The 21,248-nt window shown below is 42.5% G+C and carries 20 protein-coding genes; 10 read left to right on the forward strand and 10 right to left on the reverse strand.

The window, feature by feature from the left end; translation table 11 throughout:
- On the forward strand, positions 1–491 hold a 491-nt coding region (locus V7L31_RS22945; RefSeq protein ID WP_334698392.1), incomplete at its 5' end, for a tetratricopeptide repeat protein.
- A gap of 436 nt (positions 492–927) precedes the next feature.
- On the forward strand, positions 928–2,280 hold the full coding sequence (locus V7L31_RS22950) for a serine/threonine-protein kinase (protein ID WP_334698393.1): 1,353 nt from the start codon (positions 928–930) through the stop codon (positions 2,278–2,280).
- Between the two features lie 413 nt (positions 2,281–2,693).
- Here the strand turns inward: V7L31_RS22950 and V7L31_RS22955 are convergent, their stop codons facing one another.
- From V7L31_RS22955 to V7L31_RS22965, 3 genes are all read right to left on the reverse strand, one after another.
- Positions 2,694–3,410 (reverse strand): pirin family protein, encoded by a 717-nt coding sequence (locus V7L31_RS22955; protein ID WP_334698394.1) that lies wholly within the window; start codon positions 3,408–3,410, stop codon positions 2,694–2,696.
- Positions 3,411–3,995: 585 nt separating this feature from the next.
- On the reverse strand, positions 3,996–4,568 hold the full coding sequence (gene dps / locus V7L31_RS22960; RefSeq protein WP_334698395.1) for a DNA starvation/stationary phase protection protein Dps: 573 nt from the start codon (positions 4,566–4,568) through the stop codon (positions 3,996–3,998).
- A gap of 115 nt (positions 4,569–4,683) precedes the next feature.
- Positions 4,684–5,736: an aldo/keto reductase gene (locus tag V7L31_RS22965; protein ID WP_334698396.1), complete on the reverse strand. Its 1,053-nt coding sequence runs from the start codon at positions 5,734–5,736 to the stop codon at positions 4,684–4,686.
- Positions 5,737–5,970: 234 nt separating this feature from the next.
- On the opposite strand from V7L31_RS22965, the gene V7L31_RS22970 reads away from it, so the two are divergent.
- From V7L31_RS22970 to treZ, 3 genes are all read left to right on the forward strand, one after another.
- Complete coding sequence (locus tag V7L31_RS22970) at positions 5,971–6,561, forward strand: Uma2 family endonuclease (protein WP_334698397.1); 591 nt, start codon at positions 5,971–5,973, stop codon at positions 6,559–6,561.
- Between the two features lie 136 nt (positions 6,562–6,697).
- Positions 6,698–7,105: a thiol-disulfide oxidoreductase DCC family protein gene (locus V7L31_RS22975; RefSeq protein ID WP_334698398.1), complete on the forward strand. Its 408-nt coding sequence runs from the start codon at positions 6,698–6,700 to the stop codon at positions 7,103–7,105.
- 447 nt (positions 7,106–7,552) lie between these two features.
- Positions 7,553–9,400 carry a malto-oligosyltrehalose trehalohydrolase gene (treZ, locus tag V7L31_RS22980; RefSeq protein ID WP_334698399.1) on the forward strand — a complete coding sequence of 616 codons (1,848 nt, stop codon included), beginning with the start codon at positions 7,553–7,555 and terminating at the stop codon, positions 9,398–9,400.
- A gap of 55 nt (positions 9,401–9,455) precedes the next feature.
- On the opposite strand, the gene V7L31_RS22985 is transcribed toward treZ, so the two are convergent.
- A complete protein-coding gene (locus V7L31_RS22985; RefSeq protein WP_334698400.1) occupies positions 9,456–9,746 on the reverse strand; it encodes a hypothetical protein in 291 nt (96 codons plus the stop codon).
- A 318-nt stretch (positions 9,747–10,064) separates the two neighbouring features.
- Here V7L31_RS22985 and treY point away from each other — a divergent pair, with 318 nt between their 5' ends.
- Together treY and V7L31_RS22995 are read left to right on the forward strand one after the other, a co-directional pair.
- Positions 10,065–12,863 (forward strand): malto-oligosyltrehalose synthase, encoded by a 2,799-nt coding sequence (treY, locus tag V7L31_RS22990; protein WP_334698401.1) that lies wholly within the window; start codon positions 10,065–10,067, stop codon positions 12,861–12,863.
- 55 nt (positions 12,864–12,918) lie between these two features.
- Positions 12,919–14,442 carry a trehalase family glycosidase gene (locus tag V7L31_RS22995; RefSeq protein ID WP_334698402.1) on the forward strand — a complete coding sequence of 508 codons (1,524 nt, stop codon included), beginning with the start codon at positions 12,919–12,921 and terminating at the stop codon, positions 14,440–14,442.
- Positions 14,443–14,713: 271 nt separating this feature from the next.
- Here V7L31_RS22995 and V7L31_RS23000 read toward each other — a convergent pair whose 3' ends face one another.
- From V7L31_RS23000 to V7L31_RS23020, 5 genes are all read right to left on the reverse strand, one after another.
- A complete protein-coding gene (locus V7L31_RS23000; RefSeq protein ID WP_334698403.1) occupies positions 14,714–15,556 on the reverse strand; it encodes a methyltransferase domain-containing protein in 843 nt (280 codons plus the stop codon).
- A gap of 518 nt (positions 15,557–16,074) precedes the next feature.
- A complete protein-coding gene (locus V7L31_RS23005; RefSeq protein WP_334698404.1) occupies positions 16,075–16,335 on the reverse strand; it encodes a hypothetical protein in 261 nt (86 codons plus the stop codon).
- Positions 16,336–16,545: 210 nt separating this feature from the next.
- Positions 16,546–16,848, reverse strand: coding sequence for a dATP/dGTP diphosphohydrolase domain-containing protein (locus V7L31_RS23010; RefSeq protein WP_334698405.1), 303 nt, complete (start codon positions 16,846–16,848; stop codon positions 16,546–16,548).
- 96 nt (positions 16,849–16,944) lie between these two features.
- Positions 16,945–17,829 (reverse strand): hypothetical protein, encoded by an 885-nt coding sequence (locus V7L31_RS23015; protein ID WP_334698406.1) that lies wholly within the window; start codon positions 17,827–17,829, stop codon positions 16,945–16,947.
- 251 nt (positions 17,830–18,080) lie between these two features.
- Entirely contained in the window at positions 18,081–18,683 is a 603-nt protein-coding gene (locus V7L31_RS23020; RefSeq protein ID WP_334698407.1) for a BRO-N domain-containing protein, read from the reverse strand.
- Positions 18,684–18,917: 234 nt separating this feature from the next.
- On the opposite strand from V7L31_RS23020, the gene V7L31_RS23025 reads away from it, so the two are divergent.
- Complete coding sequence (locus tag V7L31_RS23025; RefSeq protein ID WP_334698408.1) at positions 18,918–19,259, forward strand: hypothetical protein; 342 nt, start codon at positions 18,918–18,920, stop codon at positions 19,257–19,259.
- Between the two features lie 84 nt (positions 19,260–19,343).
- Here V7L31_RS23025 and V7L31_RS23030 read toward each other — a convergent pair whose 3' ends face one another.
- Positions 19,344–19,523: a CopG family transcriptional regulator gene (locus tag V7L31_RS23030; protein WP_334698409.1), complete on the reverse strand. Its 180-nt coding sequence runs from the start codon at positions 19,521–19,523 to the stop codon at positions 19,344–19,346.
- Between the two features lie 195 nt (positions 19,524–19,718).
- Between V7L31_RS23030 and V7L31_RS23035 the strand changes: the two genes are divergently transcribed.
- Together V7L31_RS23035 and V7L31_RS23040 are read left to right on the forward strand one after the other, a co-directional pair.
- Complete coding sequence (locus tag V7L31_RS23035; protein ID WP_334698410.1) at positions 19,719–19,883, forward strand: hypothetical protein; 165 nt, start codon at positions 19,719–19,721, stop codon at positions 19,881–19,883.
- 17 nt (positions 19,884–19,900) lie between these two features.
- Entirely contained in the window at positions 19,901–20,848 is a 948-nt protein-coding gene (locus tag V7L31_RS23040) for a hypothetical protein (RefSeq protein WP_334698411.1), read from the forward strand.
- The last annotated feature ends 400 nt before the right edge of the window (positions 20,849–21,248 follow it).

Raw genomic sequence — 21,248 nt, forward strand, 5'->3', positions numbered from 1 at the left:
GCGGAGAAATAGAAGAAGCGATCGCCCTTTATCAACAATCCCTCGCTATCACTGAACAAATCGGCGATGTCCAAGGCAAGGCGGCGACGTTGCACGACTTGGGATATCTCAAAGCCAATAGCGGAGAAATAGAAGAAGCGATCGCCCTTTATCAACAATCCCTCGCTATCACTGAACAAATCGGCGATGTCCAAGGCAAGGCGGCGACGTTGCACCAATTGGGCGTACTCAAAGCCGATAGGGGAGAAATAGAAGAAGCGATCGCCCTTTATCAACAATCCCTCGCTATCGAAGAACAAATCGGCAATGTCCAAGGCAAGGCAAATACTTTGTGGTGGTTAGGGCATATAGCAGAACAACAGGGCAATTACAATCAAGCACTAGATTATTTGCAACCAGCCTTGGAGATATTGCAGCGTATCCAATCTCCTAATGCTGAGAGATTAGGGCAAGTGGTGGCGAGAGTGCAAGATTTAATTCGTAATTCGTAATTCGTAGTACCCTACGGGAAGCAAGCTACGTAATTAAGAAAATCAGAATTTAATCTAGTCTTACAGGCTGGCAACTGTCGCTTATTTTGAAGAATTCCTGTAAGCGATCACCCCTTTTGCATTCAGCTGACTCATCCACAAGTCTTTGATACTCATCCACGAGTCTTTAATACTCGTCGGCGAGTCTTTGATATTCGTGGACGAGTCTTTGATATTCGTGAGCGAGTCTTTGATATTCGTGGACGAGTCTTTGATATTCGTGAGCGAGTCTTTGATATTCGTGAGCGAGTCTTTAATACTCGCGCGAGAGCCTTTGATACTCGTTCAGCAGTTTTTTAGACTTGTGGCTTAGTTGTCGGAGATTGCGATCGCTGAAATTAACCTGTATTTTTTCAGACAGAGATTATGATGGACTATCCCAAGAAAACAGCGAGTTATGAAACTCTGTCCTAATATTGGCTGTTTATATAGCCACAACCCCCAGACAACTAAAGTTTGTCTCAAATGTGGCGAACAACTTCTGCTCAATCACCGTTATCATTTATGGCGACAAGTTGGGCATGGTGGGTTTGGCATAACATTCTTAGCTGTGGATGAGCAATTTCTCTCCCAACCTAAATGCATCATCAAACAATTTAATTTTCCTGCTTCATCTGGTCGCAACTGCTATCAAGCAATGAAATTATTTCGTCAGGAAGCAGTGCGTCTTGATGAATTGCAACATCCACAAATCCCAAAACTGCTGGGGTATTTTGAACAGGAAAATCGTTTGTATCTAGTGGAAGAATGGATTCCAGGAAAGACGCTTCAAGAAGAATTGCAACAAAATGGAGTCTTTAACGAACAAAAAATTCAGCAAATACTCAAAGAATTATTGCCAGTGTTGCAATTTATTCATGACTTGCAAATTATTCACCGGGATATCAAACCAGCAAATATTATTCGTAGTTCTGTCCAGGGAAAATTAATCTTAATTGATTTTGGTGTTGCCAAACATCTCACCGCTACAGCTTTACTACAAACAGGAACTACTGTAGGTAGTCCAGAATATATCGCTCCCGAACAAACTAGGGGAAAAGCAATACCAGCCAGTGACCTTTACAGTTTAGGTGTCACCTGCATTCATTTATTAACTGATATTTCCCCTTTTGATTTGTTTGATGTGACTTGCGATCGCTGGGTCTGGCGTGATTATCTATTACCAGGGAATACTATCAGTCCACAACTCGGCACAATTCTGGACAAGCTGCTGCAAAATGCCACTTCCCAACGTTACAAATCAGCAACGGAAGTTTTGCAAGCATTAGATTCCTGTTACCACATCGTTCCACAACAGTCAGTTAATAAACTGCATTCTGAGGTCGGAGTTGACTATCATCGACTGCGCGATTTACTCGCTACCAAACAATGGCACTTAGCAGATGAAGAAACTTGGGTATTGATGTGTCAAGCTATTTCTAAACCAACTGGTAGTTATCTATTCATGAGTGATATTGTCAAGCTACCCTGTGAAGACTTACAGATAATTGACCAGTTGTGGATTAAATACAGTCAAGGGCATTTTGGTTTTAGCGTGCAGAAACAAATCTACGAAAGTCTTGACTGTGATTATGTCAGATTTTGTAGTGCCGTTGGTTGGCATTTATATAATGCTAGTTCTCCTCCCCAATGGCAATTCTCTTTTCAAAGTTCATCTCCTCTAGGACATTTACCTTCGCGTATTTGGGCAGGTGGGACTCAATGGTGGCGACACATAGGTGCGGTGGCAGAAAGATTAACAAATTGCTAATTTTCATGATGTTGTCTAAAAATAGCCCCCAGTTGGGGGCAGAGATTGTACAGTTATTGCACCAAAATCGAACGTATCAAGATGCTCATGAATTCATCTGTGTTGCCAGTTGGTTGGACGAGTCTTTGATACTCACGTGAGAGTCTTTGATACTCGTGGACGAGTCTTTGATGCTCGTTCCCTAGTTTTTTAGACTTGTGGCTTGGTTGTCGTAGGTTGCGATCGCCATAATTCACCCAAAAGCACATCCTAAACTAAAAAATCTGGATCTACACCAAGCGCTCTGATACGTTCTGCTAGCATTTCCAGGATTTTCTTTGCCTTCACAGAACCCGCAAACATACTTAATTAGTCAACGTAATATTCTGAGTAAAAGGCTCATTTAGATGAGCCTTTTACAGAGAAAGGAGATATTAGCCTAAATCGAAAAGCAAGATTTCGCCGCCGATGTTGGTGCTAATTTCTAGCTGTTCTTCGCCGTTGATTTGTACACCATCGCCGGCTCTGAGTTCTTCGCCATTTAAGTTGACTATGCCTCGCGCTATTTGTAACCAGGCGTAGCGACCAGGTTTTACTTGATAATTAACAACATCACCTGACTCTAAAACAGATGTGTATAAATCAACATCTTGGTGAATTGTCACAGCACCATCGCGTCCATCTTTAGCAGCGATTAAGCGGAGTTTACCTAGCTTTTCTTCGAGAGGAAAAGCTTTTTGTTCATATCTTGGCGTTATTCCTTCTCGATCGGGGAGAATCCAGATTTGTAGTAAGTGCAGTGGTTCAGTTGGTGAAGGATTAAATTCACTGTGGCTGATTCCAGTTCCAGCGCTCATAATTTGGGCATCACCAGGGCGAATCACCGATCCAGTACCCAAGCTGTCTTTATGCTCTACAGCACCTTCTAAGATATAAGTGAGGATTTCCATGTCACGATGGCTGTGGGTAGGGAATCCAGCACCAGGGGCGATGCGATCGTCGTTGATCACGCGCAGAGAGCGAAATCCCATCCGGTTGGGATCGTAAAAACTACCGAAGGAAAATGTGTGATAACTATCGAGCCAGCCCATTTTCGCGTGACCGCGAGCATTGCGATCGTGAATTAAGTGGGTAATTGTATTTTGAGACATAAATTTACCTCGTTGTTAATTGTTTTTAGAAGAATTTAGATTGAGAGTTCTGATTGACTAGACCTAATTTGTAACTATTTAAATAGTAAAGTATATACATATAAAATGAAAAGTACGCACTTAAAAGTGGCGTACTTACTAAAAAGATACTGTGAGATTTAACAGAGTTTTCAATTGAATGGGATACACTCTTTGAAAACTAAATTACTGCAATTTTCAATTCTTGAACAACAAGATTAGGGAACTCCAAGAAATAAATTATCCAATATTGTGGGGTGGGCGTCTCGCCTGCCATACAGACTGGGCGGGCAAGATGCCCACCCCACAAGAGTTAATTGCATATTTTTTGGAAGTCCCTTAGCTGCTAGCTAGTGGCGTGGCAAGCTTTAAATAGTGGATTAGACGCAGGTTGGGTGGAGGCAAAGCTTCCACCCAACCTACAATTTTTTTGCTTGACGCGCCGCTAGCCTGTCAAATTCATTTTGATGGTTAGAGAAACGCGAGAAATCGCCGTCTCTACAAGCAATTTATCCATCAATTATTTATTGACAGATTACTACTAAATCTAGTGTTTCTCAAAAGTGCTTATTTTACAGCAGCAGGTGTCTTTTGAGTTTTAGTAGTAGCCGCTTTGCCATTCTCTGCCTTAATTTCTACTATTTGTAGATGAGCTTCTAAGAACCAGAGTCGTTTGTCAATGGTGCGGGAAATTTCGGTGTAAAGGTCGGCAGTATCTAGGTCGCCTAATTCATCAGTTTTATCGATCGCTTCCCGGAGATGTTTACCATAGGATGCAAAGCGATCTGCCAAGGCTGTCACATGGTCTTTGCCATCCAAAATATCTAAGGGGTATTCTGGCAGGATCGAATTACTAGCTGCGGCGCGAACTGTTCCAAAAGCGTATCCGCCTAAAGCTGTGATGCGTTCAGCTACTAGATCGATGAACTCTTCCAATTCCCCAGCAATTTCATCAAATAATAGGTGTAGCTGATAGAAGTCAGTTCCTTTAACATTCCAGTGCGCTTGCTTGGCTTGGGTTTTTAGATCCGAAGTGGCTGCCAAGGTTTGGTTGAGGAGTACCACGATTTGCACTCGCGCTTCGGCGGGAATGTCAATGCGGGTAGGGTACAGACGTGATGAAATGGTGTTGTCGGTCATAGTTCTAACTTAATGCCTTTTATATCTAACTTTACTGATTTTGGGTGGCTGTGCGAAACTCTCTGGCGACAGATTATATTAACGCCTGAATGTGTTACTATTAATGAATAGTAGGTCAACTGCGATGGTTTTCTATGGTGTTAAATGTGCCACCAAAAAGCCGATCGCGAATCGAGTCATTCTGCAAAAAGTCATGGGGGAAACCCAATTCAATTTTACTCACTTCATCTAAGCGTTGCAAATGTTCTGGGGAGAGACGGACTTCTAAGGAAGCTAAGTTATCTTGAAACTGCGTTAATTTACGTGCCCCAATAATCGGAATAATCACACCACTTTGAGCGTTTAACCAAGCTAATGCTACCTGTGAGGGTGTATGGCCAATTTCTCTTGCAACTTCACTGACAACTTGAGCGATCGCTAAATTTCGTTCTGAAATAGTTCCTAAAGCTCCATTTGCTAGTCGTCCCTGTTCACCACCTGCTTGAGGGGGCTGATTATACTTACCTGTCAAGACACCAGCACCTAAAGGCGACCACGGTGTTACTGCTAAATCAAAGGCTTTGGCCAGTGGTAATAAATCTCGTTCTGGTGTTCGCTGAATTAAACTATACTCAATTTGCAAGGCGATAAATTGTGTCCATCCTTGGTAATGGGCGATGGTATTTGCTTGAGAAACGATCCAAGCAGGTGTATCAGAAATACCGATGTAAAGTACTTTACCTTGGCGGACTACATCATCAAGTGATCGCAAGACTTCTTCAATCGGCGTTGTGAAATCCCAAGCGTGCAACCAGAATAAATCAATGTAATCGGTATTCAGCCGTTTCAGACTACCTTCTAAAGACTGAATTAAATTTTTACGATGGTTTCCACTGGCGTTAGGGTCGCCTTTTTTGTCATTCATCCGCAAGGGAAAGGAATATTTTGTCGCAACTACAAAGCGTTCCCGTTCTTTAGCAATCAACTCACCGACAATTTTTTCACTGCTACCATCGGTATAACCGTTGGCGGTGTCAATGAAATTTCCCCCTGCTTCTACATAGCTATCAAAAATTTTACGACTTTCGTCAACAGATGCACCCCAGCCCCAATCTTCACCAAAGGTCATAGTTCCTAAGGAGAGTTCTGAGACTCTTAACCCGCTTTTGCCCAAGAGTTTGTATTTCATGAATATTTTCTCATTAATGAAAAAACCAAGCAAATATCCTTACAAAGGAATGATACAGCAGAATTTAGGAGTCAGAATTCAGAATTCAGGAGGAATTAAAACTTAAAAGTTGAGCCTCTGAGGGTGAAACTTCAAATTTTAACTTTCTCTACCAAATGCCTTCGCTACAATATTGAATTAAACATAACTATTGTGGGGTGGGCAACATAATCGCCCAGGTTATGCAATTTAAATATGGAGCAGCTTACCTTCGAGGAATTTATCGCCCAATATGGTGATAATACACGTTATGAATTAATCGATGGGCAATTAAGAGACATGGAACCTACAGGTCTACATGAAGCTGTTGCAGGTAGTATTGCTGGTAGAATCTATGTCGAAATTTTTAATTCTAATTTCAACTGGCTAGTTCCCAAAACTTGTCTGATTAAACCACCTGCGGCTGAAGCCACAGCACTGCGTCCTGATGTAATTGTTTTAGATAAAGCAGAACTTAGTAAAGAACCACTCTGGCAAAAAGAACCGATTATTTGTAACGGCAATACAATCAAACTTGTTGCTGAATTTGTGAGTAGTAATTGGCAAGACGATTATGCCAGAAAAGTAGAAGAATACGCCTTTCTTAACATCCCAGAATATTGGATTGTGGATTTTCGTGGCTTGGGTGGGTTGCAATTTATTGGCAATCCTAAACAACCGACATTCACCGTTTGTCAGTTAGTTAATGGTGTGTACCAGCAACAACAATATCGCTTAGGAGATAGTATTTCGTCTGATATATTGCCAAATTTACAACTTAAGCTAGACGACATTATACATATTTGATAAATAAAATTTTGCTGTCCAGATCCCCGACTTCTTTAAGAAGTCGGGGATCTAAATCCAGCGATTTTCTAAGCTAGAATACCAAAGTTGTGTTTAGACACATCTAATTTGTCATTGCTAAAGAACCGTTATTTTAATGAACTACTACGTAATCTACAACGGGAATTGTAATCTCTGCGTTACTCTAGTGCGATCGCTAGAAAACTTAGACAAGGGAAAGCTGTTTCGCTACGTTCCCATGCAAGATGAGCAGACACTTTTAGGATGGGGAATTACCGCCCAAGATTGCGAACAAGGGGTGATTTTAATTGATGGTAATGAACCTCAGAGACGTTGGCAAGGTAGTAATGCAATAGAAAAAATTGGGTGGTTATTGCCAGTCGGAAGTATATTTGTAGACGCTTATCGAGCATTACCGGGGATGAAATGGACAGGCGATCGCTTTTACGAACAAATCCGCGATAATCGCTACACGATATTTGGCAAGCGTTCCAGCACTTATGAATCGGCATATTGCGTGGATGGTAGCTGCAAGCCAACTTAAGTTAAAGGACTGACAAATAAAAAAATACTCAATTACTTCTTGTGGGGTGGACATCTTGTCCGCCCATAGCCAAGGGCGGACAAGATGTCCACCCCACAAGATTGGATAATTTATTTGTTGGAAGTCCCTAAATAAACCACAGGTTAAGGCAAGAGACGCGATGAATCGCCGTCTCTACAAGAATATGGCGATTTATTGGGTTTTGGGGATCTAGAATTTTTATCAAAAAACCTTAACCGAACCGTATTATCCTGCTTGCTTACTTGTCTTTAGACAGAGTTCTTTGCTCAGAAATTCAATCTTCCGGTGCTAGCGAAAAGTCTGCTAGACCAACCATTATGCTATCTGGCGTGTTTGTAAACATTGTGCAATCAATGACATTTGCGAGGCGGGTACGCCATCGCGCCGCAATTCGCCACAACATAGAATCTGACGGGAGGATACTGCGTGAGAATTGGTGCTAACTACTTGGGGAACGGAGAGTGTGAATTTACAGTTTGGTCTCCGCTATTAGATGGCGTTACGGTACAAGTTTTGACGCCAGAACCGCAGTTAATTCCCCTCAAGCCTCAGTCTGAAGGGTACTGGCACACGAAGGTCAACGATGTGTATCCGGGTGCGCTTTATCGTTATGTCTTGAATGGTCAAGATACTTTTGCCGATCCCGCATCGCAGTATCAACCGGAAGGGGTACATGGGCCGTCGCAAATTGTCGATCATCACTTTGAATGGACTGATGAAGGATGGGCGGGTATTCCTGTGGAGTCGATGATTTTTTATGAACTTCATGTTGGCACATTCACGCCTGAAGGAACTTTCACCGCTATCATTCCTCGTTTACCAGAACTGAGAGAACTGGGAATTAATGCGATTGAAATTATGCCTATCTCCCAATTTCCGGGAGACACTCATGTTGAGGCTGCTCTGACATATCGCAACTGGGGTTATGATGGCGTTTATCCTTTTGCTGTTCAAAATTCCTACGGTAGCCCAGCCGAACTTAAGCAACTGGTAAATGCTTGTCACCAAAATAATATCGCCGTTGTGCTGGATGTGGTGTATAACCACTTTGGCCCAGAAGGCAATTATATGAGTCAGTTCGCACCCTACTTTACTAAAACCTATAAAACACCGTGGGGTGAAGCGCTGAATTTTGATGACGCCCATAGTCAGGGTGTGCGAAATTATTTTATCCAAAATGCGCTTTACTGGTTGGGCGAGTTCCACATTGATGCATTGCGGCTGGATGCTATTCAAGCAATTTACGACTTGGGAGCCAAGCATTTTTTATGGGAATTGGGGGAAGCAATTCATCATTTTTCACAACAAGGGCAAAGATGGAAACGTCATTTAATTGCTGAAAGTGATTTAAATAATCCGCAAATCATTCGTCCAGTAGAATTGGGTGGCTATGGAATTGATGCTCAATGGGCTGATGATTTTCACCATGCACTGCACACACTCTTGACAGGCGATCGCCAAGGATATTATCAAGATTTTGGGCAGTTTGCTGATTTAGCAAAAGCTTACAATGATACTTTTGTCTACGATTGGAAATACTCGCCCGATCGCAAACGATTTCATGGCGTATCTTGCCGCGATCGCTCCCTATCACAGTTTACAGTCTGCATTCAGAATCACGATCAAATCGGCAATCAAATGAAAGGAGAACGCCTCAGTCAGCGGATCTCTTTTGAAGGATTAAAGTTAGCTGCTGGCGCTGTGTTACTATCGCCCTACTTACCCCTATTATTCATGGGAGAAGAATACGGCGAAACTGCACCCTTTATTTACTTTGTCAGTCACTCCGATCCTGATTTAATTCAAATGGTTCGAGCCGGACGCAAAGAAGAATTTGAAGCATTTCACTATGCAGAAGATCCCCCAGATCCCGAATCGGTAGAAACTTTCCTAAAATCTAAACTCAATTGGCAATTACGCAATGAAGGACAGCACAAAGTTCTGTGGGATTGGTATCGCCAGTTAATTAATTTACGGAAGACGCATCCAGCACTTCTCAATCAAGACCGCAATTTCATCGAAGCTACTAGCGATGAAGATAAACAGTTGGTCATTGTGCGGCGTTGGTGCGAATCAAGTGAGCTAATATTTGCGATGAATTTCAATTCGTCGCCAGTGACGCTGACTTTGCCGAGTCAACACGATGTTCATAAAATATTAGACTCAGCAGATACCTCATGGTCTGGCCCTGGTTCTGAAGCTGCGGAACATCTGTCTGCGGGACAAGAACTGACTGTAAAAGCTACTAGTCTAGTCCTGTATGAAGGGGGATGAGAGAGTTAACAATTCAAAATTTATAAGTAAAGGAGATGAGGGGGAAAGTTAGAACTTAAAGTTTCAGGTTCAAAGGTGCAACGTTCAAGCTAAAAGGTGCAACTTCCAAGCTAAAAGGTGCAACTCCCAGGTTCAAAGGCTCAATGTTCACCCTCAAAGGTGCAACGTTCAGGTTCAAAGGTGCAACTCCCAGGTTCAAAGGCTCAATGTTCACCCTCAAAGGTGCAACGTTCAGGTTCAAAGGTGCAACTTCCAGGCTTAAAGGTGCAACGTTCAGGTTCAAAGGCTCAATGTTCACCCTCAAAGGTTCAACGTTCAGGTTCAAAGGTTCAACGTTTATGCTCAAAACTCCCACCTCCTCATCTCCCTTATCTCTCAATACGGTTCGGTTAAGGCAAGAGACGCGATAAATCGCCGTCTCTACAAGGGACTAATTAGGGAAATCCAAGAAATAAATTATCCAATATTGTGGGGTGGGCATCTTGCCCGCCTTATGGACTGGGCGGGCAAGATGCCCACCCCACAAGAGTTAATTGAATATTTTTTATTTGGAAGTTCCTTATTGTAAAGACGGCGATTTATCGCGTCTTTGCGGTCTAGGGCGTATCATCAAAAAACCTTATCCAAACCGTATTGCCTCATTCCCACTCCCTACGAAAAAAATATGCGAATTCCTTCCGCCACTTATCGAATTCAGTTTACACCCCAGTTCGGCTTTGACAACGCCAAAGCGATCGCAGCTTATTTAGCAGATTTAGGTATTTCCGATTTATACGCTTCTCCCATTTTTAAAGCCCGATCTGGGAGTACGCACGGCTACGATATAGTCGATGCGACTCAACTTAACCCAGAATTGGGAACTAATGAATCCTTTGATGCCTTAGTTAATGAAGTTCAATCCCTTGGTATGGGCTGGTTACAAGATATTGTGCCTAACCACATGGCTTATACCAGCGAAAACCTTTACTTAATGGATATATTGGAACACGGGCCAGATTCCAGCTATACCGACTACTTCGACCTTTCTTGGAATGCTCCCTTTGGCGATCGCCAAGAGCGAATTCTCGCGCCATTACTGGGAGATTTCTATGGTGCATCCCTGGAAAACGGACACATCCAACTGCAATATGAAGAAAACGGTTTAACTGTCAACTATTACAGCTTAAAACTGCCACTCCGCTTAGAATCTTACACAAAATTTATCACTCATAATTTAGGGAAACTCACCCGTACACTGGGACGCAATCACCCTGATTTTATTAAGCTATTGGGGATTCTCTATATTCTCAAAAACGTGCCTTCAGAGGTGGCGGGTAAACAGCGACAAGACCAGATTGCATTTATCAAAGGCTTGGTTTGGGAACTCTACACCACAAATGATGCTATCCGCGAGTTTATTGATGAAAATATCGAAACTTTCAACGGAGAGCCTGGTAATTCCGAAAGCTTTAATCTCCTAGATGAATTATTGAAGGATCAATTTTACCGTCTTGCCTTCTGGAAGGTTGGCGCGGAGGAAATGAACTACCGCCGTTTCTTTACTGTCAACGAATTGATTTCGGTGAAAGTTGAAGAAGTGCGAGTTTTTAATAATACCCACAGCTTAATTCAAAAGCTGGTTGAGGAGGGCAAATTTACAGGTTTACGCATTGACCACATTGATGGACTTTATAACCCAATTCAGTATCTTGAAAGGCTGCGGGAAAAAATGGGTGATGTTTATATCACCGTTGAGAAGATTTTGGAACTCACCGAAGATTTGCCGGAAAATTGGGGAATTGAAGGTACATCGGGATATGACTTTTTAAATTACGTAAATGGTGTATTTTGTCAAACAGAAAATCAATCACAGGTTGATAAAGTTTACCAGAACTTTATTGGTTCACGGGTAGATTATGCCTCGGTGGTGAAGGATAAAAAGCACCTAATACTGGAAAAGAATTTAGCTGGTGATATTGACAATTTGGCTCTTTTATTAAAGAACATTTCCAGTAAATATCGCTATGGTAATGATTTTACGTTGAATGGACTCAAAAGAGCGATCGCAGAAGTTTTGACCCTATTCCCGATTTACCGTACCTACATTACGCCCGATGGAATTGGAGATAGCGATCGCGCTACCATTGAGAAAGTAATTCACCAAGCAAAAGAACAAACGCCTCTGTTACAGCACGAGTTAACCTTTATTGAAAAGTTAATGCTTCTAGAGTTTGATAATTCTCTAACTCAAACAGAACGCGAACAGTGGATATATTTTGTCTTGCGAATGCAGCAATACAGCGGCCCCCTCATGGCAAAAGGCGTAGAAGACACCACATTATATGTTTACAATCGCTTACTATCGCTAAATGAAGTCGGGGGTAATCCCGGTCATTTTGGGATTTCTGTAGCTGAATTCCACAGTTTTAATAAACAACACCAAGCAACTTGGCCCCACACAATGAACACCACCGCCACCCACGACACCAAACGCGGCGAAGATGTGCGGGCCAGATTGAATGTCCTCTCAGAAATTCCCGATGAGTGGGATCAGCAGGTAAATACTTGGAGTGCTATTAATCGAGGACATCGTAGCCATCGCCAAGGATTCGCCATACCCGATCGCAACGACGAGTATTTTCTCTATCAAACCCTGGTAGGGGCGTTTCCCTTTGCCGAACACGAGCATACATCCTTCGTGGAACGGGTGAAGGACTATATAATAAAGGCAATTAGAGAAGCGAAAGTGCATACAGCCTGGTTGCGACCTGATAGCGAGTATGAAGAAGCTTGTGCTTCCTTTATTGAGAAAGTACTCGATCCTGCCATCTCCGGGGAATTTCTAGAAGCCTTTCGTCCCTTTCAACAGCGAATTGCCGACTATGGGATATTTAATTCCCTTTCCCAAACTCTCCTGAAGATTTCCGCCCCCGGCGTACCCGACTTTTACCAGGGAACCGAACTTTGGGAACTAAGCCTAGTCGATCCAGACAATCGCCGTCCCGTGGATTTTGAACAGCGACGAAATTACTTAACCACCATCCGCGAACAAGCAAAAGCAGACATTCTCGGACTAATTCAGGAGTTACTAAACCACAAAACCGACGGCAGAATCAAACTGTTTTTAACGGCTCAATTACTCCAAGCGAGAACAAACTTTGTCTCATTATTCCAGGATGGCGACTATTTACCACTAGAACTTCAAGGAACCTACGCCAATCATATTATCGCCTTCGCCCGGCGAGAGGGGAATCAAACAGCGATCGCGATCGCACCTCGCTTTTTAACCAGCCTCATCCAACCAGGAGACAACCCCTTGGGCGAGTCAGTTTGGCAAGATACCCACCTCCAACTACCCCCTGGAACCCCCCACACCTGGAAAAACGTCATAACTCAGGAACCCTTACAGTCCACAGAAACCCTATCTATCGGATCGGCTCTCGCTCATTTCCCAGTTGCTTTATTAGTTAGCAGCGCCGAGTAAAAACCTCTGCGTACCTCTGCGGTTCCCTTCGCGTTCCTTTGCGTTTAAAAAAATAATGACCACTCCCCCAACACTTACCGCCACGCAGATAAACAAAGTGCGCTTCCATATCAAAAAAACGTGGAAAACCTTAACGCGATCGCACGAACACCTATTACAATCTGCCAAAGATACCAAACTAGACCACAAAACCGACACTCCCTGGATTGTCTACATTTCCCCCTTAGAAGATTATCCCAACATTCAGCGTGTGTTAGAGCGATCGCTATATCCCAAAGATATGCAACAGCTACAAATTCGCACTTTGCCGTCAGAAGTGGAAGCGATTAAAGAGCATGGCTTACTATACCTACCAGGCCCTTATGTCGTACCAGGTGGTCGATTTAACGAAATGTATGGCTGGGACAGCTACTTTATATTACTGGGACTTTTGCACGATGAAGAATGGGATCTAGCGCAAAGCCAGGTAGACCAATTATTGTACCAGGTAAAGCATTACGGTACTATCCTCAATGCCAACCGGACTTATATGCTCTCGCGATCGCAGCCTCCAGTCCTCAGTATGATGGTTTTGGCGTTATTCCAACACACCAAAGATGAAGAGTGGTTGAAAGCAACCATCCCGTTGTTAGAGCAATTTTACTATTACTGGGTAGTACCGCCTCACCTAAATCCTGCAACCGGCTTATCCAGATTTTATGCCTTTGGGGAAGGCCCCGCGCCAGAAGTTGTGTTCTCCGAGCGAGATGAGGAGGGAAAAAGCCACTACGATCGCGTCAAGGAATATTACCAAACCTTTGAGGTTGAAGATTATGATGTCAATCTTTACTACAACCGGGAAAATGACCAACTGACCAGTCTATTTTATAAGGGCGATCGCACCATGCGCGAGTCCGGTTTTGATATCACCAACCGATTTGGCCCCTTCAGTGCTGATATCCTCCACTACGCTCCTGTGTGCCTCAACAGTTTCCTATATCAGGTAGAACAAGACTTGGCACAAATTAACGCTATTTTGGGGAACGAAGAACTGGAAAAACAATGGCGCGATCGTGCAGATATCCGCCGCGATCGGATCGATAAATTTCTCTGGAATGAAGAACAAGGACTCTATTTCGACTACCACTTCCAGAGTGGAAAACGCCGCCGCTACGAATTTGCTACCACCTTCTATCCCCTGTGGCTGGGAATTGCTTCTCAAGCCCAAGCCAGGCGCGTCATGGAAAATCTGTCTTTGTTTGAAGCCCCAGGCGGAATTTTGACCAGTACTCAAGTCACCGGCAACCAGTGGGATGCCCCCTTTGGCTGGGCACCATTAACGTTAATTGCCGTCCAGGGACTTCACCGTTATGGGTTTCATACAGAAGGCGATCGCATTGCCAACAAATTCCTAGCTATGGTAGTTAAAGAATTTGAGCGTCACAATACCCTAGTTGAAAAATATGATGTTGAGCGCTGTTCTGCAAACGTTTCCGACGATATTTCCTTTGGATATAGTTCTAACGAAGTTGGTTTCGGCTGGACAAATGGAGTCATTCTGGAACTTTTAGCAGCTAGCGGGAAAAAAGTTCCCAGTTAAATCGGCGGTTAGAAGCCATAACGACACAGGTAAAACCCGCGCAGGCGGGTTAAAAAAGCTTGATTTTCTCTTAGGGACTTCCAAATAAAAAAATATCCAATATTGTGTGGTGGGCATCTTGCCCACCACACAATATTGGATATTTTATTTCTTGGAGTTCCCTAAATCGCCGCCAAAACGAAATACTGACGATTGTAAAGACGGCGATTCATCGCGTCTTTTGTCTTCACCCAACAGTATTGGCCGCAGTTTGTAACCGCCAGGGCTTAAACTACTTATTCCCACACAATAAGCCAAACCGAACTAACCCGCGCTCATAACCGCGACGCATCAACCCTAGTGATAACGCCCCTTGAATGGTAGTCCAACCGGCATTGAGTAAACCCCAAAGCGCTTGGGGAGTGAACGCCGAATCAATGACTACATTCCAAAAGGGGGCAACGGCGGTTGACCAATCGGCGGTACGAATATTGTTTAATGGAAGTTGACGGGCTATGTTTTCATATTCTGGTAGAGAAATTACATAAGGCAAACAATACACCCGATAAATATCCTGCAAATGCTTTTCTTCATCTGCCGTCAGTGGTAATTTATCAGTCGGTCGATGACACCAAGTCACCATAATTAACTTGCCACCAGGTTTCAACACTCGATAGCACTCCTGGAGAAACTTAGTTTTATCTGGCATGTGTTCGCCACTTTCTAGCGACCAAACCAAATCAAAAGAATTATCAGCAAAAGGCATTGCTTGAGCATTGGCCACCTGAAACTGAGTTGTCAGACTCAAATTCGCTTCCACAGCACGTTCCGTTGCTCTGGCAGCTTGTACAGGACTCAAAGTAATTCCTGTAGCCTTAGCATGAAACTTTTCAGCCAGGTATAAAGAACTGCCACCAATGCCACAACCCACATCGAGGATATTTTCTGCTGTTTGTACCCCTGCCCACTTGAGCAGTTCTTCGATTAAATCAATTTGAGCTTGACGACGGTCTTTTTTCTGGCTGCCATCAGCCCCGTAGTAGCCGTGGTGCATGTGTTCCCCCCAAATCTGCTCCCACAGACCAGAAGAAGCATCGTAGAACTGCTGAATTTGCTGATAAAGTGTTGCACTCATGAAAAAAGTAGTATTGAGACGAAGTAGAATTCAAAAAAAAACATACAGGTAGGCTAACAAGACAAAACCTACACAAAGTAGTACTTTCAGCTATTTTAACGCTTACAATGCTCATTCAATGCTCAAATGATTACTTGTATGTACAAATAGCCTATTTTAAGTAACTTTTAGCACTCAGCAATTATGTTCAAACAATGCTCAAATAAATGATAAGTAAAAACAGACGGACACATCATACCCCTACAAGTTTTACTTATCATTCACCCACACATAAGGAAACACCCTACTTTTTACGGTAAGGTGTGAGTTTTACTTATGTATTGTAAGTCATCGAGAAAGTGTGTTAATCGTTTTCTGTTTTACTTCGTGACAACGCTTTATAAGGTGGTCTTCTATTTCTTCCGTATAAAACCATCTCCTCTGGTGAGTAAGTGTGTTTTCGCACCAATAAGAACTATCCCCACAATGAACACTGCGAACAATCCATACATAAGTCGAGTAAATAAATTTTGTGCCAATCATTTTATTTCCCTCCCAAAAATATCTCGCTTAATCTCGTCAAAACACCACAGACAATCATCATCAGCACTAACCAATAGGCTAGTTTCGTACATTCCCTCAGATGGGTAAGGCTGATACCAACGATACGGTCTTTGTCCTGTAATCACTAGAAGCAAAGTATTGTGTGTGGTGTTTACTTCCCATATCACCCAGTTCTTACCCCAGTAATGTATGTGCTTACCAACCCGTAAATCAGTCTCCCTTGGCTTCCTTGCCATCATACCCACCTCACAACGTCTTCTATGCGCTTCTTGCCCTGCTTGACAATGTATTGGTCAACGTTGGTACGGCAAAGCTTGCAGTATATGCGTTGCACCTTTCCTGCCTTCGTTGTGTGTACCCCATTTAGCTTACAACAGTCCCAATGCTGACATTTTGGACACTGTAGATTATTTCCTCTGTTGTGATAAGTCATATTTTGAATCTCCCTATTTACTTCGTGCTTGCAAGGACAGTTCAAGGGCAAACAGTAACCTACACGCTGCATTCCCTAGATGATGCTCTGAAGTGTCACCAGCTAAGTAAGCATAAAGGTGAATTATGGCGTGATTGATATGCTCTGGTATTGGTATCAGACGCCAATTGTTATCACCATACTTATCACTACCTGCCTTCAATATCGTGCCGATACAGTAGACTGCTAGTGCTGGCACTAAATCCATGCGTGCAAGCACTTTACTTTGTTTCCCGCCGCTTTTGTTTGTCGTCGTTTCTTCTGTTGTAAATTTCATACCCTATATACCCTTATGTGTGGAGTGTTAGTTTACGGTAACAGTTTTAGTGTTACTTACAGTGTTAGTGTAGAGTAACACTTGTGGTGAACATACCTATGCCTTGCCTTTACCATGACAATTAACGCAAGTAGAGTGCCAAGGATGAATAGTTTTCACTCCCTTATTCCAGGAGTATTTCTCTTGGCGTAATTTACCACTACCACCACACCTAGCGCACGTTTCACCCTCTGCAACAAAGTCTTTAAGCATTTGTTCACCATCCTCTTTATTGGTATCTGCAAGCCTTCCTAGTAAATCGTAGTGGTCATCAAGTATCCTTTGCTGGCGTTCATCCAGTGGGATATCGAGCGATTGTTGTACTTCCCTACAATCATTAAAACCAATGGGTAACTCATGCTCACTATCACAATGGTCGCAGTAAGTGTAAGCAGGGCAAATGCTAGCAATAGCGTAAGTTATCTCACCTACAGAATCTTCCCAATCACTCCACACCTTATACACTTCCTTGGCTTGTGGATGCTCACTGCCAACACTACAGCCGTCTTCGAGGTCATCACATACAGAGGTGTTAGCGAATTCACATTCTGGTAGAAAGAAGTCTGTAGCACCCTCTGGTAAGTCTTTTTCTTCCAACTGTATTGCCTCCCCTTCTTCGTTTTCGTAGCGCACTTCTTCGCAGTATTCATTCCACTTTTCTTCAGCTTCTTTGTCCACTTGTGCGCTAAAAGCTTCCATTTCAGCATATTTTTGTTCATCCGTAATTACTGCCATCTCGTCAATGTCTACTGGTTTGATGGATGCTATACGACGGTCTAATGCAATTTCTGCAAGCTTAGAGAATGTATCTGCTAGATGACGATAGCTGTATTGTGGTTTTGAATCACCATCTATTAGTGTGTATCCTAATCTGACTTTCTTTAGTGTGTAACCTAGCTCTAGCGCTAACTCTGTGGTTTCCTTGACTGTGACCTTAACCATATTGATGTGTCCTTGTGTAATTGTTTTATTCAATGTACCAACACTAACTTAGTAACACTCATTTTGGCAATGGGTAACACTCATAAATTGCATCAATGTTACCCATGTTTTTGCTCACCACAACAAAGTACGCTCTACATAAAGCTTGTAGGCTTTTGTACATATTCACCGTGGTGAGAAACTTGTGCCTTACCCTACCCTTGTCTGTGAACTAACACTATTACCTAACACTTTTAGTGTTACCTAGAGTGTTACCTGAAACTAACACTTCTATCGAAGGGGTTATCCTTGCTTGCCCTCATCAATATGTCTTGGCAAAGTACAGCCTGTTTCATGAGGTCAGGATTTGTATCTCTGAATGCCTTAGCCTCGGTGATTAGTGCTTGTGAGACTTCCTGTAGTTTGTGTTCTTCAGTAGATAGTGTTGACCTTAATTCTGCTATCACCTTGCGTATTCTGGCTTGTTCGTTGGTAAGTTCTGTAAGTTTGGGTGAGGTAGTAGGTGGTAATTGGGGTACAGAATTAGCGATTGCTGAGTAAGTGCCTGTTTTGCGTATTGCTGGAATAACTTCTGAGGTGAGCCACTTTTTGAAACGCTTGGCTTGGGCTTTGCGACTGGTGAGAACTAGAGAGTATAAGCCTGACTCGTTAATAGTTGCTAATTCCTGTTTACCACCAAGGGTGTCGGCAATACATACACCCTTCTCATCGTCATCAAGCCTAGCCAGTGCATCCCTACTGTTTAAAATATCCAGTACCTTACAAATATCAGAAGCTACCCACCAAGGCTCATCAGCAGTACCTACAAAGCGTATATCGTGTGATTCAAAGTTAAAAACTGATAAAGTAGGCATTTGTTTGTCCTATATATAGTGTGTTGTTCAGCCTTTTAACGACGTGTTGAGGTCGATATACTTGTACCCTTACAAAAGCTGTGTGGCTGTCTGTAAGTGCTATTTGTGAGAGGTTCCTGTGCGGGTTTTGCTGTGGAATCTCTATGGAATCAAGGAATAAAATGTTGATTATTAGCGCTTTGCTATGGTGTCACTTCTCTCGTGATGCCTTTTTTAATGTGAGGGACAAACATTGTGGTAAATACTCCTGACCTAACAATTGACCAAATAAAAGCTCAGTGCAATAACTCTGTTATTTGTAACTACATATCTTCTATGCCTGACTTACCGAAAGGTGTTACTATGGCTAGTCTTTTAGGTACTTTGATGCAAGCCGCTACAGTGGCACAAAATATAGCAAATTATGACAACAAAACACCGGGTGGCAGAGGAGAGTTAATAACCTATCGCTTAGAACACACTGGAAATATAGAGAAAGATATGTTTGGGCGTCAATTCTTCCGTTCCGTTTACAAACTGAATCTAAAAACATACATAAATGACGACCATCCGATAAGATGTATTAACCAAGATTAAAAATTACTATATATACGCTAATCGTCATCACTAGGTGGCGATTTTTTTTGTTGGGCATTTTTACGACTTACCCAGGTCATAAGGTTATTCTTCTAAATCAGGGTCATATATACCTTGCTCTTTCAGGTATTTAACAATTAAGTGGACTATCATTTCTGACGCTGACCTTTGCTCTGCTTTTGCGGCTTTTTTGAATACATCCATTATTTTTGGATTAATAGTGAAAGTGAATCGTTTCTCCCTTGGCACGATGATGCTACCCATGAAAACTACAACATCATCTTGCCTTACATTATTCGCATTAGCTAAAAGTATACAACGGTGTAATCACTAGGAAATCACTTTTTATTGAATTCTAAACAATAAGTAATCACCACGATGATAAAAGGATTACACGAGGACTACCTTATATTCATGCCACCACGAACGGCTCCTCACACAAAACTCCCACTCACCACCATGACGAACAGACAAATTAAAAGAGCTATCCGTATAGGAGCTTCTTATGGTTGGAATATTCACAGCCACGGGAACGCGCTAATAGCAGACAAAGCCAACAAAGGTTTTTATTGTGAATCATCGGCATCTCTAATCACTGAAATTCGCAAGCAAGCTAAACACTAAATATCCATATAAAAACTATGACAACAGACACACAACCAGTAGTTCAATATGCAGAGATGGTAGGTTTCCTAAAAGGTCAACGATTAGCAGGTATTCACGTCCAATGCAGATTATCAGCCGATTATTCCACAGTACGTGCTGAGTACGAACGACTTATCAATGCGATACCTGAAGAAGTTGTGGAAGCTGAAATCGTAGATACAACTGACGCACTAACATTGCCACAATTCACCAACATTACAGTACTGGACTTCCCCTCTGAAAACACCGTAGAACTGCAACTCAATGATGAGGTACGTGAAGTAGAAGTTACCTGGGATAAGGACACCGATAGTGGTGTTACGGTTCACAAGGAAGTTGCAGTAACCATCGACCGCAGTAGTTCACATTACATCAATATCTGCAAGCTCGAAGTATTTCAAGTGCAAGGTGTGTACAAAGCTTATCCACTGTCAAATGAGGGCGGTAAGGTTGATTGGTTGTATCCATCAAAAAATACCAAGTTCACTCGTGTTAAAGCCTACTTATCACTGAATAGTGGGTGGAAGTGGGTAGATATTGATATGGGCAAAAGTACTCCTGAAGTACTTGTAAGTGAAGGCATTGTTATTTGTCGTGAATCACAAAGTTGCGTCCAGGGTATTCAATCTCACTTCCCAAGTACCGCAATACTTGAAAGGGTAGGTGGTAAGTGGATAGTAATGGATATCAATCCTTGCACTCAGTGGATAAGCATTGCTCAGGATGTTGTAAAGTACCAATTCAAGATTGGTGAGGTAGTCTATTTACAAAGTGAACTAGGACAACCAGTATTAGCGGCATTCCAAATAGAGAAACTTTACTACTCAAAACTGGTATTGATGGCACAATTGCGATGCTTGGTGGGCAATAAAACTTGGCATCGTGACAACACAACAGTGCAGCCAATCGTACAACTTATCAATGTAAAAAGGTTTCATTTATGAGGATAAGTATTGCAATATTGGTAGTGCTTTGGGCAATGACTGCCAACTACAAGCACTGCGATAAAGGACATGGACGGCGGGAATGTGAACCACAAGCTATAGGAGCAAAAAAGTGAGAATCAAAGTATCAAGACATGGTGATTTGTGCATAGAGATAGGTCAACTGAGAATATTTAGTATGTCACCTATACAAACAGTATTTTGCCAGCAATTGTTTGGTTGCACAGTAGTTATGTGGGAATCACAGGTAATCTTCAGGGCGTAAATATGAGTAGCGATATAACCTCTCAGGAAGTAATAGACATAGTAACTCTCGTGATGAGACGTAATAGCTTGTTCTTTATGCATTATTCACAAGGGTATTACAAAGCAATGAAAGACTCTACTTTGGAGTATTACC

The organism is Nostoc sp. (genome assembly GCF_036916655.1).
GTDB lineage: Bacteria > Cyanobacteriota > Cyanobacteriia > Cyanobacteriales > Nostocaceae > Nostoc.

What these genes read in the sequence shown, in the direction of transcription:
- V7L31_RS23030 (WP_334698409.1), bottom strand. Translation starts at nt 19,523, where the DNA reads ATGGGTAGCATCATCGTGCCAAGGGAGAAACGATTCACTTTCACTATT.
- V7L31_RS23035 (WP_334698410.1), top strand. Translation starts at nt 19,719, where the DNA reads ATGACGAACAGACAAATTAAAAGAGCTATCCGTATAGGAGCTTCTTAT.
- V7L31_RS23005 (WP_334698404.1), bottom strand. Translation starts at nt 16,335, where the DNA reads ATGGCAAGGAAGCCAAGGGAGACTGATTTACGGGTTGGTAAGCACATA.
- V7L31_RS22965 (WP_334698396.1), bottom strand. Translation starts at nt 5,736, where the DNA reads ATGAAATACAAACTCTTGGGCAAAAGCGGGTTAAGAGTCTCAGAACTC.
- V7L31_RS22955 (WP_334698394.1), bottom strand. Translation starts at nt 3,410, where the DNA reads ATGTCTCAAAATACAATTACCCACTTAATTCACGATCGCAATGCTCGC.
- V7L31_RS23000 (WP_334698403.1), bottom strand. Translation starts at nt 15,556, where the DNA reads ATGAGTGCAACACTTTATCAGCAAATTCAGCAGTTCTACGATGCTTCT.
- dps (WP_334698395.1), bottom strand. Translation starts at nt 4,568, where the DNA reads ATGACCGACAACACCATTTCATCACGTCTGTACCCTACCCGCATTGAC.
- treY (WP_334698401.1), top strand. Translation starts at nt 10,065, where the DNA reads ATGCGAATTCCTTCCGCCACTTATCGAATTCAGTTTACACCCCAGTTC.
- V7L31_RS22970 (WP_334698397.1), top strand. Translation starts at nt 5,971, where the DNA reads ATGGAGCAGCTTACCTTCGAGGAATTTATCGCCCAATATGGTGATAAT.
- V7L31_RS23040 (WP_334698411.1), top strand. Translation starts at nt 19,901, where the DNA reads ATGACAACAGACACACAACCAGTAGTTCAATATGCAGAGATGGTAGGT.
- V7L31_RS23020 (WP_334698407.1), bottom strand. Translation starts at nt 18,683, where the DNA reads ATGCCTACTTTATCAGTTTTTAACTTTGAATCACACGATATACGCTTT.
- V7L31_RS23010 (WP_334698405.1), bottom strand. Translation starts at nt 16,848, where the DNA reads ATGAAATTTACAACAGAAGAAACGACGACAAACAAAAGCGGCGGGAAA.
- V7L31_RS23015 (WP_334698406.1), bottom strand. Translation starts at nt 17,829, where the DNA reads ATGGTTAAGGTCACAGTCAAGGAAACCACAGAGTTAGCGCTAGAGCTA.
- V7L31_RS22995 (WP_334698402.1), top strand. Translation starts at nt 12,919, where the DNA reads ATGACCACTCCCCCAACACTTACCGCCACGCAGATAAACAAAGTGCGC.
- V7L31_RS22950 (WP_334698393.1), top strand. Translation starts at nt 928, where the DNA reads ATGAAACTCTGTCCTAATATTGGCTGTTTATATAGCCACAACCCCCAG.
- V7L31_RS22975 (WP_334698398.1), top strand. Translation starts at nt 6,698, where the DNA reads ATGAACTACTACGTAATCTACAACGGGAATTGTAATCTCTGCGTTACT.